This is a genomic window from Streptomyces sp. NPDC036984, from assembly GCF_055607665.1.
On sequence record NZ_JBVJRL010000008.1, the window covers coordinates 245,832 to 258,028 of the forward strand.

The 12,197-nt window shown below is 69.3% G+C and carries 10 protein-coding genes and 2 pseudogenes; 4 read left to right on the forward strand and 8 right to left on the reverse strand.

Features of this window, described 5'->3' with window-relative positions; genetic code table 11:
* Positions 1–15 precede the first annotated feature (15 nt).
* The 6 genes from ACZ7DL_RS17950 to ACZ7DL_RS17975 all read right to left on the reverse strand — a co-directional run bounded on the left by ACZ7DL_RS17950 (position 16) and on the right by ACZ7DL_RS17975 (position 7,080).
* Positions 16–1,785, reverse strand: coding sequence for an IucA/IucC family protein (locus tag ACZ7DL_RS17950; protein ID WP_470775120.1), 1,770 nt, complete (start codon positions 1,783–1,785; stop codon positions 16–18).
* A complete protein-coding gene (locus ACZ7DL_RS17955) occupies positions 1,782–2,306 on the reverse strand; it encodes a GNAT family N-acetyltransferase (RefSeq protein WP_470775121.1) in 525 nt (174 codons plus the stop codon). The genes ACZ7DL_RS17950 and ACZ7DL_RS17955 overlap by 4 nt, the downstream gene beginning before the upstream one ends.
* Entirely contained in the window at positions 2,303–3,589 is a 1,287-nt protein-coding gene (locus tag ACZ7DL_RS17960; RefSeq protein ID WP_470775122.1) for a lysine N(6)-hydroxylase/L-ornithine N(5)-oxygenase family protein, read from the reverse strand. Before ACZ7DL_RS17960 ends, ACZ7DL_RS17955 begins: the two co-directional genes overlap by 4 nt.
* A complete protein-coding gene (gene desA, locus ACZ7DL_RS17965; RefSeq protein WP_470775123.1) occupies positions 3,573–5,015 on the reverse strand; it encodes a lysine decarboxylase DesA in 1,443 nt (480 codons plus the stop codon). The genes ACZ7DL_RS17960 and desA overlap by 17 nt, the downstream gene beginning before the upstream one ends.
* Positions 5,016–5,135: 120 nt before the next feature.
* Positions 5,136–5,978, reverse strand: a complete 843-nt coding sequence (locus ACZ7DL_RS17970) for a siderophore-interacting protein (RefSeq protein ID WP_470775124.1) — start codon at positions 5,976–5,978, stop codon at positions 5,136–5,138.
* 52 nt (positions 5,979–6,030) lie between these two features.
* Positions 6,031–7,080 carry an ABC transporter substrate-binding protein gene (locus ACZ7DL_RS17975; RefSeq protein ID WP_470775125.1) on the reverse strand — a complete coding sequence of 350 codons (1,050 nt, stop codon included), beginning with the start codon at positions 7,078–7,080 and terminating at the stop codon, positions 6,031–6,033.
* 460 nt (positions 7,081–7,540) lie between these two features.
* Here ACZ7DL_RS17975 and ACZ7DL_RS17980 point away from each other — a divergent pair, with 460 nt between their 5' ends.
* The 4 genes and pseudogenes from ACZ7DL_RS17980 to ACZ7DL_RS17995 all read left to right on the forward strand — a co-directional run.
* A complete protein-coding gene (locus ACZ7DL_RS17980; protein WP_470775126.1) occupies positions 7,541–8,887 on the forward strand; it encodes a VCBS repeat-containing protein in 1,347 nt (448 codons plus the stop codon).
* Positions 8,888–9,013: 126 nt separating this feature from the next.
* Entirely contained in the window at positions 9,014–9,250 is a 237-nt protein-coding gene (locus tag ACZ7DL_RS17985; RefSeq protein WP_470775127.1) for a transposase, read from the forward strand.
* A 47-nt stretch (positions 9,251–9,297) separates the two neighbouring features.
* Positions 9,298–9,389: pseudogene (locus tag ACZ7DL_RS17990) on the forward strand (IS5/IS1182 family transposase); the annotation flags it as partial.
* Between the two features lie 57 nt (positions 9,390–9,446).
* A pseudogene (locus ACZ7DL_RS17995) lies at positions 9,447–9,908 on the forward strand (transposase); the annotation flags it as partial.
* Positions 9,909–10,102: 194 nt separating this feature from the next.
* On the opposite strand, the gene ACZ7DL_RS18000 reads toward ACZ7DL_RS17995, so the two are convergent.
* On the reverse strand, positions 10,103–11,263 hold the full coding sequence (locus ACZ7DL_RS18000; protein WP_470775128.1) for an acyl-CoA dehydrogenase family protein: 1,161 nt from the start codon (positions 11,261–11,263) through the stop codon (positions 10,103–10,105).
* A 5-nt stretch (positions 11,264–11,268) separates the two neighbouring features.
* Positions 11,269–12,192: a hydroxymethylglutaryl-CoA lyase gene (locus tag ACZ7DL_RS18005; RefSeq protein ID WP_470775169.1), complete on the reverse strand. Its 924-nt coding sequence runs from the start codon at positions 12,190–12,192 to the stop codon at positions 11,269–11,271.
* Between the last annotated feature and the right edge of the window lie 5 nt (positions 12,193–12,197).

A 12,197-nucleotide genomic window follows, 5' to 3' on the forward strand; every position in this document is an offset into this window, starting at 1 on the left:
CCGTCCGTCTTCCGTTCAGAACCCGGCGATGGGGTTCCTGAGGGTCCCGACCAGCTGGAGCGCGCCGGACGGATCGGCGAGGTCCACCATCTGCCGGTTGTCGCGCAGCTGGAGCCGGTTGAGGCAGGACAGCGCGAACTCGGGGGCGAACATGTCGTACTGGCGGAACCTGTCGGCCAGTTCGGGGGCCGCCTCCTGGTACTCGCGGGTGACCTCGGCGACCGTACGCCAGAAGTCGTCCTCCGCCAGGATGCCCTCGGTGGCGAGGTGGGCGGCGAGGAAGCGGAAGAAGCAGTCGAAGACGTCCGTGAAGATCGACAGCAGCTTCTGGTCCTCCGGTACCTCGACCCGGATCCGCCGCACCTCCGGCGGCAGGGCCGCGTCCGGGTCCATGACGGCGATCTCCTCGGCGATGTCCTTGTAGACCGCCCGCCGCACCACCCCGTCCTCCAGCACCAGGATCACGTTCTCGCCGTGCGGCATGAACACCAGGTCGTAGGCGTAGAAGCTGTGCAGCAACGGGGTGTAGTAGGCCCGCAGATAGCCGCGCAGCCACTCGGTGGGCGTCAGGCCCGAGCGGGCTATCAGCGCGCCGGCGAAGGAGGCGCCCTCGTGGTCCACGTGCAGCAGGGAGGCCATGGTCGCGAGGGTCTCGCCGCCCTGGAGCGAGGGCACCGGGCTCTCCCGCCACAGCGCGGCCAGCATCTTGCGGTACGGCGAGTAGCGGTCGGTGGCCCGCTCGTACTCCAGGTGCCGGTAGCCGACGGCGGCCCGCTCCCGGATGATCGTGAGGCCGGTCGACTTCAGCACCGGGTCGCTCTCGATCAGCTGGGCAAGCCAGTCGTTGATGGCCGGGGTCGCCTCCATGTAGGCGGCCGACAGACCGCGCATGAAGCCCATGTTGATGACGGACAGCGCGGTCTTCACATAGTGCTTGTGCGGGTCGCTGGTGTTGAAGAAGGTGCGGATCGACTGCTGGGCCAGGTACTCGTCGTCGCCCTCGCCCAGGCACACCAGGTGTCTGCGCGCGACCTCGGCGGCGAAGGTGACGCTGAGCTTGTTCCGCCACTGCCAGGGGTGGACCGGGATGAAGAGGTAGTCGGCCGGGTCGAGGCCCTGCTCGGTGAGGGCGGCGCGGAACCGTGCCACCGTCTGCTCGCCCAGCTCCTGGCGCAGGAAGGACTCGTACTCGATCCCGACGCCCGCCGTGAACGCGGCCCGCGAGCGGTGCGCGGCCAGCCACACCAGCCGGACGGGGCTCGCGGTCTCCGGTGCGTACGACAGGTACTCGTGGATGCCGAAGCCGAGCCGCCCGTTGTTCGCGACGAAGCAGGGGTGGCCCTCGGTCATTCCGGTCTCGATGGCCTGGAAGCCGCTCGCCGCCAGCTCCGCGGAGGTGACGCGGGGCTTGGTGAGCTTGTAGCAGGTGCCCGAGAGGGTGGAGGAGATCTCCTCCAGGTAGACCGGCAGGATCTCGTCGCTCAGCCCCAGGGACTCCTTCAGCTCGATGAAGAAGTCCATGGCCGCCAGTGGGAGTTCGCCGCCCTCGCGGTGCCGGGTGATGGAGTCGGGGTCGATCTGCCAGTGGTCCAGGGCCCGTCGTACGGCGCTGAACCGGTAGGAGGTGAGCCCGTCGTCACTGCGGACGACGTACCGGCCGCCGTCCTCCTCGGGCGTGATGAGGCGCTCGTGCGCGAACTCGGCGAGGGCTTTGCGCAGCAGCAGCCGGTTGGCGGTCGCCCAGCGCTCGGGGGACAGATGGGCCACGGAGTCGGTGAGGGTCATGCGGCCACCGCCTTCTCGAACTGCTCGCGGGTGCAGAAGCTCAGCAGGGCCCGCTTCTCCGGCTTCTCGATCTCTCGTTCGGGCACGAATCCAACAGCCTCGTTCAGGGCGTGCACGGCCTTGTTGCGGACGTCCGGTTCGACGACGACGCGCTCCACGGCCGGGTCCTCGAAGAGGTGGGCCACGACGGCGGTGATGACGGCCTTGGTGAACCCGTGTTCGGGGGTGTCCGTGGCCGGGGTCAGGAAGTGCATGCCGACGTCCCCGGGCCGCGGCTCGTACATGCCGGCCAGCTCCCGGTGCGCGGGGTCGTACTTCTCCATGAGGAAGACGGGCCGGCCGGCGCGCAGCCCGAGCAGCGCGTGGTGGTGCTCGTCGGCCGTGATCTCCATGTAGGCGCGCTCGACGTCCTCCAGTTTCGCGTCCTGCATCATCCAGAAGGCGGCCTTGGGGTGGGTGACCCAGGAGTGCAGCAGCTCGGCGTCCGTCAGCGGGTCGACGGTACGGAAGGTGAAGGTCATACGGCGAACTCCTGGAAGGCGATGCTCTTCTCGACCGGGTAGTACTCGGTGCCGAGCAGCTCACGGATGATGTACGCGTTCCGGTACGCGCCCATGCCCAGGTCGGGGCTGGTGATGCTGTGCGTGTGGACGCCGGCGTTCTGGAGGAAGACGCCGCGGCCGGTGATGTCGATGGCGTAGTTGCGGGCGACGTCGAAGCGGCCGTGGCCGTCGAAGCGGAGGCGGCCGCGGATCGGGCCGAGGAAGGCCGGCGGCGTGTAGTGGTAGCCGGTGGCCAGGACCAGGCCCTCGGTGTGGATCTCGAAGTCCTTGTCCTGCTCGTCCTGGTGGAAGCCGAGGGTGTACGTGCCGTCCTCGTACGCCGCCGTGCGCAGTGTGGAGTTGGTGAGCAGCCGGGTGGGCACCGGACGGTCGCCGCTGACGACGTTCTTCTGGTAGAGCAGGTCGAAGATCGAGTCGATGAGGTCCGAGTTGATGCCCTTGAACAGGCCCTTCTGCTGCTTCTCCAGCCGGTAGCGGGTCTCCTCGGGCAGCGCCCGGAAGTAGTCGACGTAGTCCGGGGAGGTCATCTCCAGGGTCAGCTTGGTGTACTCCAGCGGGAAGAACCGCGGGGACCGCGTGACCCAGTTGAGCTGGTAGCCGTGGACGTCGATCTCAGCGAGCAGCTCGTGGTAGATCTCGGCCGCGCTCTGTCCGCTGCCGACGATCGTGAGGGACTTCTTCCTCTGGAGCTCCGCCTTGCGGTGCATGTACTGGGAGTTGTGCAGGAAGTCCCCGCCCAGTCCCCGGCACGCCTGCGGCACGAAGGGGACCGTGCCGGTGCCGAGGACCAGGTGCCGGGCCCGGTAGGTGTCGCCGGCCTCGGTGCGGACGACGTACAGCTCGTCCTCGTACGTCACCTCGGTGACCGTCGTGCCGAAGCGGACGCTGCTCAGCTTGCCCGCGGCCCAGCGGCAGTAGTCGTCGTACTCCACGCGCAGCGGGTAGAAGTTCTCGCGGATGTAGAACGAGTACAGTCTGCCCTTCTCCTTCAGATAGTTGAGGAAGGAGTACGGCGAGGTGGGGTCGGCCAGGGTGACCAGGTCCGACATGAACGGGGTCTGGAGGTGGGCGCCGTCCAGGAACATCCCGGCGTGCCACTGGAAGTCCGGCTTGGACTCCAGGAAGACGCCGTCGAGTTCGGCGATCGGCTCGGTGAGGCAGGCGAGGCCGAGGTTGAAGGGGCCGAGCCCGATCCCCACGAAGTCGTAGGTCGCGGGGCGGGCTTCAGGACGCGCGGTCAAGGGACTCTCCCAGGTACTGCTCGGCGTGGCCGGCGATCAGATCGAGGACGGCGGCGATGTCGGCCGTCTGTGTCTCGGGGTTGAGCAGGGTGAACTTCAGGTAGTGGCGGCCGCCGACCTTGGTGCCCGCGACCACGGCGTCGCCGGAGGCGAACAGGGCCTTGCGGGCGTACAGGTTGGCGCGGTCGATCTCGGCCCCGTCGGTGACGGCCGCCGGGATGTAGCGGAAGACGAGGGTGGACAGGGTGGGTTCGACGACGACGTCGTAGCGCGGGTCGGCGGCGAGCAGTTTCCAGCCCTCCTGGGCCAGGTCGCAGACCTCGTCGAAGAGCTGCCCGATGCCGTCGGCACCCATCGTGCGCAGGGTCAGCCACAGCTTGAGCGCATCGAAGCGGCGGGTGGTCTGGAGGGACTTGTCGACCTGGTTGGGAATGCGTTCCTGCACCATGCGGCGCGGGTTGAGGTACTCCGCGTGGTAGGTGGCGTGCCGCAGGGTGGCCGCGTCCCGGACCAGCACGGCGGAGGAACTGACCGGCTGGAAGAAGGACTTGTGGTAGTCGACGGTGACCGAGTCGGCACGCTCGATGCCGTCGATGCGGTCCCGGTACTTGAGGGAGGCGAGCAGCCCGCAGCCGTAGGCCGCGTCGACGTGCATCCAGACGCCGTACTGGGCGCACAGCCCGGCGATCTCCGGCAGCGGGTCGATGGAGCCGAAGTCGGTGGTGCCGGCGGTGGCGACGACCGCCATGGGGACCAGGCCGTCCGCCGTGCAGCGCTCCAGCTCGTGGGCGAGCGCGACCGTCTGCATCCGCTTGTCGTGGTCGACGGGGACGGTGACGACGGCGTCCGGGCCGAGGCCGAGCAGTTTCGCGGACTTCTTCACGCTGAAGTGGCTCACCTCGGAGGCGAAGATGCGCAGTTTCGCCAGGGAGTCGGTCTTCGCCTCCTCCCGGGCCAGCAGCAGCGCCTGGAGGTTGGACTGGGTGCCGCCGGAGGTGAACACGCCGTCGGCGGCCGGGCCGAGGCCGATGCGGGCGGTCGTCCAGTCGATGAGCTTGCGCTCGATGAGGGTGCCGCCGGCCGACTGGTCCCAGGTGTCCAGCGAGGAGTTGACCGCCGAGAGCACGGCCTCGCCGAGCACCGCCGGGATGACGACCGGGCAGTTGAGGTGGGCGAGGTAGCGGGGGTGGTGGAAGTAGACCGCGTCCCGGAGGTAGACGTCCTCCAGTTCGTCGAGGACGGCGGTGGTGTCGCCCAGCGGCCGGTCGAGGTCGATCGCGTCGATACGGGGGGAGAGGGCGTCCACGGTGACGCCGGTGAACGGACGGTCGGTGGTGGCGAGTTTGGCCGCCACCCGCTCGACTCCTTCGGTCACGGAGCGGCGGTAGTGCTCCGCGGTGAGGCCATTGAGCAGGTGCGAGCGCATGTGGGGGTCCTCCGAGGGGACGGTCCGTGCGGGATCGGATCGGATCAACTTAGGTTAGCCTAACCTAAGTTTGAGGAGGCGGGGCATGCCTCTCCCATGACCGGGGTCACTGACGAGGGGTTACTCCGCGGCCCGGAGCTGTTCCTCCGTCATGCCCTGCCGCCAGTAGCCGACGAAGGTGACGCGCCGCCGGTCCACCCCGCGCTCGCCGACGAAGTGCCGCCGCAACGCCTTCACCAGGCCGGACTCGCCCGCGAGCCACACGTACGCCCGCTCGGCCTCCGGCAGTTCGGCGGCCCGTACGGCGTCGACGGCCATGGGGGACCCGGCGTGCCGCACGAGCCACGTGATCTCCGCGTCCGCCTCGGTGCGCACGTCCTGGATGTCACCGGCGTGCGGCACCTCCAGCCAGGCGCGGGCGCGGGTGCCGGCCGGGAGGGACTCGAGGATCGCGGTCGCGGCCGGTACGGCGGTCTCGTCGCCGCACAGGACCACGAGGCCGGTGCTCTCGGGCGGACGGAAGCGGATCGCGCGGTTGTCCGCGATGGCCGGACCGAGCAGCAGGACCCGGTCGCCGGCGGCGGCCCGCGCGGCCCAGCGGGAGGCCGGACCGGCGGGGGTGGCCGCGCCGGTGTCGATGCCGTGCAGGGCGAAGTCGATGTCGATCTCGTCGGGATCGCGGCGCAGCGCACGCAGGGTGTACGAGCGCATCACGGCCCGTACGTCGTCCGGGAGTTCCCGCCAGCCCTGCCACCAGCCGTCGCCCAGCTCCAGCGGTACGACGGGCTCCGTCTGCCCCGGCTGCGGCAGGAAGAGCGAGAGGGACTGGTCACGCCCGTGCGAGTGGAAGGCGTGCAGATCGGGGCCGGCGAAGGTGACCCGGACCAGAGACGGGCCGAGCCGCCTCGTCCGTACGACCTGAAGAGAGAAGAAACGGAACGGGGCGGCTACGGCCGTCGTCATCTGTGGCTCCTGAGAGGGGGGTCAGGGCTTTGTCGGAGGGCTTCGTCGGGGGTCAGCCGACCTTCTTGGCCTTCTCCAGAGCCTCGGCCAGGTTCGTGAGCAGCGGCACGCACTTGTCGTACGACAGGATCGGCTCGGGGGAGCGGGAGATGACCTGGCCGGCCTTGACCGCGGGCAGCTTCTTCCAGGTCGCCTTGGTGATGTCGGCGGGCTGAATCGTCGAGCTGCGGTCGTCCATCATGATGATGTCGGCCTGGTACTTGTCGACGTTCTCCCAGCTCAGCGACTCGTACCAGCCGCCGCCGCCGTTCTTGGCCTTGGCGCTCTCCGGCGGCTCCACGAAGTTCACGCCGAGGGCCTTGAAGTACTCCAGGTCGATGGAGAGGTTGGTGCCGGAGACGTAGAAGATCTGGTCGCTCGCGCTGGCGGCCATCACCTTGATGTCGGGCTTGGCCTTCGCGGCGGCGCGCAGCCGGGCGGCGGCGTCCTCGAACCGCTTCTTGGCGTCGGTGACCTTGGCGGCCTTCATGTCCGCGCCGAGCGACTCGGCGAGGTCCCACATGCGCTGGAGCGGCTGGGTGAGCTGGCGGTCGTAGACGGAGATGCCGACGCTGGGGGCCAGCTGGGCGATCTTCTTCTTCGACTCCTCGGGGACGTACCAGAGGGTGCCGGCGCCGTCGAACAGCGTCGTGATGAGCACGTCCGGGGCCAGACTCGCGTACTTCTCGATGTTGAACTGGCCCCAGGCGTTGCCGAGGACCGTCACCTTGCTGATGTCCATGTCGCCGGCCTGGACGTCGGGCTTGCCGGCGCTGGTCTTCGTCGGGCCGAAGACGCCCTTCACCTGGATGCCGTAGTCGTGGAGCGCGGCGCCGACACCGGTGAACGCGACGATGTTCGCGGGGACCTTGTCCAGCTTCACGGTCGTGCCGCGGTCGTCCTTGAAGGACCAGGGGCCGGACGCGCCGTTCTTCGCGGCCTGGTCGGTGCTGTCTTTGCCCTTGTCGTCCCCGCAGGCGGCGAGTGCGGCACCGAGTCCGAGGGCGCCGCCGACGGCGAGCAGTCCGCGGCGAGTGAGGTGGGTGGCACGGGCATGCGACATGGGTACGACTGCTTTCGACCGGGGCGAAGCGCCCGCCGGACAAGTTCGAAGGTAGGTTAGCCTAACCTCAGCTGATGTCCAGAGGGCGGGGCGGTACGGCCCGCCTGTGAGAACGTTCGAAACCGCGCCGCGCACCGCCCGTTGAGCGGCAGCCCTCGTCGCTCCGCCAGGGAGTGTTCTGAGTTGAGATCACGGGATCGGTCATTCCCGCTCCAGGAGGGTGCCGGCTGCGGTAGACCGGTCGCGTGACTCGTGGTGATCCGACCGATGCCTAGTGGAGTTGATCGAGCCGCACCTGCCGCTGGGGGCGTTCGGACCGATCCCTGACCTGCGTAGCTATCCGCCTGCAACCTTTTCCCCCGTCCGACTGTCTCCTGATCATCAACCGCTCCTGTCTCTGTGGTCCCTGAGAAATCAACCGGCACAGGAGTGGTCGCACAGAATCATCAGGAGACACTTCATGCGCATTCGCCCCGCAGCCTGCGCGGCACTCCTCGTGGCGTCCCTCGCGCCCGTCCTCACGGCACCTCCCGCCAGCGCGGCGGCGGCCAGGTACGCGGACGACTTCAACGGCGACGGCTACCGCGACTACGCCAGCTACACCTACGAGCAGTACAGCAAGGGCGGCGGCGTCCGGATCACCTTCGGTACCGCCTCCGGACCCGGCACCGAGACCCAGTTGATCACCCAGGACAGCCCCGGTGTCCCCGGCGCCGACGAGACGGAGGACCAGTTCGGCGACGTCCGGGTGCCCGCCGACTTCAACGCCGACGGATACGGGGACCTCGCCGTGTCGGTGTCGCGCGAGGACGTCGACGGACGCACGGACGAGGGCGGCGTCGTCATCCTGTGGGGAAGCGCGACCGGCCTCTCGGGTGGCACCGCGATCCCCAACGCCGGCGCCAAGGTGTCGAACGCCCGCTTCGGCCGCGACCTCGCCGCCGGGGATTTCAACGGGGACGGCAAGAAGGACCTGGCCGCGATCAGCGGGAGCAAGGCCTACGTCTACCGCAGCATCACGCGCACCGGTGTGGCAGGCTCGGTCACCAGCCACGACAAGACGACGAGATTCGCGCCCACGTCCCTGGTCTCGGGCAACATGAACGGGGACTCCAAGACCGATCTGGTGATCATCGGAATCACCGACGAGCCCGACAACTTCGGCACGGACGCGTGGTTCATCAAGGGCGGCTCCCCGCTCAGCGCGGGCAAGACCCTGCGCCTCGTCACGAACTACGGCGACCCCAGCGAGGCGGTGATCGCCGACTTCAACAAGGACGGCTACGGGGACCTCGCGGCGGGCAGCCAGATGTACAACAACTACCAGGGCCGGGTGTCCATCTGGTACGGCTCCTCCACCGGCCCCGCCACCGCCGTCCGTATCACGCAGGCCACCACCGACGTCGCCGGCACCCCAGAGTCCGGCGACCTGTTCGGCTCCTCCGTCTCGGCCGCCGACATCAACGGCGACGGCTACAAGGACCTCGCGATCGGCGTCTACGGAGAGAAGATCAGCCAGGAGACGACCGAGGGCGGCGTCCACGTCCTGCGCGGCAGCGCGAGCGGGATCACCGGCACCAACTCCCAGTGGCTCGCCCGCAACACCGCCGGCGTCCCCGGCGACGTCGCATGGAACGACTGCTTCGGCGAGCCGGTCCGCCTCCGCGACACCAACCGCGACGGCAAGGCCGACCTCTACGTCGGCGCCATCAACGGCTCGCTGCGCTTCCCCGGCACGTCGTCCGGCGTCACCACGACCGGTGTGACCGACGCCGACACCGAACTCATCTGGGGCATGCTCCAGTAGGCCCGGCCTCCCGCCCAGCTGCCTGGGTTCGCCTTGTTCGTACGAGTGCGCCCGCGCCGTGGCCGCTCGCGCGGTTCCCCGCACATTCCCGCTCCAGGAGGGTGCTGGCTGCGGTAGACCGGTCGCGTGACTCGTGGTGAACTGACCGATGCCGAGTGGGAGTTGATCGAGCCGCACCTGCCGCTGGGGGCGTTCGGACCGATCCCTGACCTGCGTAGCTATTTCAACGCGGTGATGTGGCGGTTCCGTACCGGCAGCCCCTGGCGGGACGTGCCGGCAGCTACGGCTCCTGGTCGACGATCTACGACCGGTTCCGGATGTGGGCGCGTGACGCGGTCTTCCAGACCCTCATGGACGCGATGAACGCCGAGGCAGCGGCCCGCGACGATGTCGATCTCAACCTGGCCGGTGTGGACTCGACGGTTGTCCGCGCGCATCACCATGCGGCGGGCATGGTGGTCGACCCGGAACTCCTCGAGGATCTGGAGAAGGCCGTGGCGGAGGAAAAGGGGCTGCTGCAAAGGGGCAAAACGACCCCGTAGGAGAGGGGTCCGCGGACATGGAGGATCCCGAGCGGGACCAGCGCCGGGCCGTGCGCCGACGCCGCAGGGCCCGGCTGCGGGCCGCCGAACTGGGCCGCTCCCGGGGCGGGCTGACCAGCAAGGTCCACCTCGCCGTTGAGCGGCGCTGCCGTCCGCCGTCCATCATCCTCACCCCCGGTCAGGCCGCGGACAGCCCGCGCTTCATCCCCGTCCTCAAGAAGATCGAGGTCCGCGGCCGGGTCGGCCGTCCCAGGACCAGGCCGGACGCAGTGGCCGACGACAAGGCTTACTCCTCCCGCGCCAACCGTGCCCACCTGCGCAGACGCAACATCAAGGCGGTGATCCCGGAGAAGGCCGACCAGGCCGCCAACCGCAAGAAGAAGGGACACTCCGGCGGCCGCCCGGTCAGCCACGACGCCACGCTCTACAAAGATCGCAACACCGTCGAGCGAGGCATCAACAAGTTCAAGGAGCGGCGGGGGCTGGCCACCCGCTACGACAAGACACCCGAGAGCTACGCCGCCGGGCTCCACCTGCGCGGATCCATCTCTGGTTGCGCAGCCTGCCAGCCCTCCCGTGATCCCAACTCAGAACAGGCCCTACTGCCGGCCATCGGGTGCGCCGTCGTGGACGACACACCCCCGACGTCCGCTTCACCCGGCGGAAGTGACCCTCAGCTCACCAGGCCCAACTCCCGCGCGATCAGCATGCGCTGGACCTCGCTCGTGCCCTCGCCGATCTCCAGGATCTTGGAGTCGCGCCACATGCGGGCCACCGGGTACTCGTTCATGAAACCGTAGCCGCCGTGGATCTGCGTGGCGTCACGGGCGTTGTCGACGGCGACCGTGGAGGAGTAGAGCTTGGCCAGGGCCGCCTCCTTCTTGAACGGTTCGCCGGCCACGAGCCGCGAGGCGGCGTCGCGCCAGGCCAGGCGGGCCGTGTGGGCCTTCATCTCCATGTCGGCGATCTTGAACTGGATGGCCTGGTTGGCGCCGATCGGGCGGCCGAAGGCGTGACGTTCCTTGGCGTACTTCACCGATTCGTCCACACAGCCCTGGGCCAGACCCGTCGCCAGCGCCGCGATGGCGATGCGGCCCTCGTCCAGGATCCGCAGGAACTGCGCGTAGCCCCGGCCCTCCTCGCCGAGCAGATTGGCGGCCGGCACGCGGACGTCGGCGAAGGACAGCTCACGGGTGTCCGAGGCGTTCCAGCCGACCTTCGAGTAGGGCGCGGCCACCGTGAAGCCGGGGGTGCCGGACGGGACGATGATCGCCGAGATCCGCGGCTTGCCGTCCGGCTTGCGGCCGGTGACGGCGGTGACCGTCACCAACCCCGTGATGTCCGTGCCCGAGTTGGTGATGAAGCACTTGGTGCCGTTGATCACCCACTCGTCGGTGTCCGGGTCCAGCCGGGCCGTCGTCCGGGTCGCCCCGGCGTCGCTGCCGCCGTCCGGCTCGGTCAGGCCGAAGGCACCCAGCATCTCCCCGGAGCACAGCCGGGGCAGCCACTCGCGCTTCTGCTCCTCGGTGCCGAACAGGTGCAGGGGCATGGCGCCCAGCGAGACGCCCGCCTCCAGGGTGATGGCCACAGAGGAGTCCACCCGGGCCAGCTCCTCCAGGGCGATGCCGAGGGCCAGGTAGTCGCCGCCCATACCGCCGTACTCCTCCGGGAACGGCAGCCCGAACAGGCCCATGCGGCCCATCTCGCGGACGATCTCGTACGGGAACTCGTGCCGCTCGTAGAAGTCACCGATCTTCGGCGCCACGACATCGTGCGCGAACTCCTCCACCGTACGGCGGAGTTCCTCCAGCTCGGGGCTGAGACGGTGGTCCATGCTGATCACTGGTCCTTGTGGGAGAGAGCGCGGACGGTACGGGACGGGCTGGGCCGGTCCAGATGGGCGGCCATCCACACGCTGGTGGCGGTCAGACGGCCGAGGTCGACCCCGGTCTCGATGCCGAGGCCGTGCAGCATCCAGACGAGGTCCTCGGTGGCGAGGTTGCCGGTGGCGGACTTGGCGTACGGGCAGCCGCCGAGGCCGCCCGCGGAGGCGTCCACGGTGGTGACGCCGTGCTGGAGGGCGGCCAGGGTGTTGGCGAGCGCCTGGCCGTAGGTGTCGTGGAAGTGCACGCCGAGCATGTGCGTCGGCACGCCCTGCGCGTTCAGCAGGCCGAGCAGTTCGCGCACCTGGCCGGGGGTGGCCACCCCGATCGTGTCGCCGAGGCTCAGCTCGTCGCAGCCCATGTCGCGCAGGGCCGTGCACACGCGGGCCACCTGGTGCGGGGGCACCGCGCCCTCCCACGGGTCGCCGAAGCACATCGACACATAGCCGCGCACGTGCACGCCGTCGTCCTTCGCGCGCCGCACCACCGGCTCGAACACGGCCAGCGACTCGTCCAGCGTGCGGTTGAGGTTGGCCTTCGCGAACGACTCGGTGGCGCTGGCGAACACGGCGACCCGGTCGGCGCCGAGGGCCAGTGCCCGGTCCAGGCCGCGCCGGTTGGGCACCAGCACCGGGAGGGCGACACCCGGCAGGCCGCTGACCATCGGGAACAGCTGCTCGGCGTCGGCCAGTTGGGGCACCCACTTGGGGTGCACGAAGCTCGTCGCCTCGATGGTCGTCAGGCCCGCGTCGGCGAGCCGGCGGATGAACTCCGCCTTGATCTCGGCCGGTACGGTCCTCTTCTCGTTCTGCAGTCCGTCGCGCGCGCCGACCTCGTGGATCCGCACCCGCTCGGGCAGGCCGGAAGCCGGTACGACCATGGGCA

Coding starts and splice junctions, on each gene's coding strand:
- ACZ7DL_RS17950 (WP_470775120.1), bottom strand. CDS start 1,785: ATGACCCTCACCGACTCCGTGGCCCATCTGTCCCCCGAGCGCTGGGCG.
- desA (WP_470775123.1), bottom strand. CDS start 5,015: ATGCGCTCGCACCTGCTCAATGGCCTCACCGCGGAGCACTACCGCCGC.
- ACZ7DL_RS17975 (WP_470775125.1), bottom strand. CDS start 7,080: ATGTCGCATGCCCGTGCCACCCACCTCACTCGCCGCGGACTGCTCGCC.
- ACZ7DL_RS18000 (WP_470775128.1), bottom strand. CDS start 11,263: ATGGACCACCGTCTCAGCCCCGAGCTGGAGGAACTCCGCCGTACGGTG.
- ACZ7DL_RS17980 (WP_470775126.1), top strand. CDS start 7,541: ATGCGCATTCGCCCCGCAGCCTGCGCGGCACTCCTCGTGGCGTCCCTC.
- ACZ7DL_RS17955 (WP_470775121.1), bottom strand. CDS start 2,306: ATGACCTTCACCTTCCGTACCGTCGACCCGCTGACGGACGCCGAGCTG.
- ACZ7DL_RS17970 (WP_470775124.1), bottom strand. CDS start 5,978: ATGACGACGGCCGTAGCCGCCCCGTTCCGTTTCTTCTCTCTTCAGGTC.
- ACZ7DL_RS18005 (WP_470775169.1), bottom strand. CDS start 12,192: ATGGTCGTACCGGCTTCCGGCCTGCCCGAGCGGGTGCGGATCCACGAG.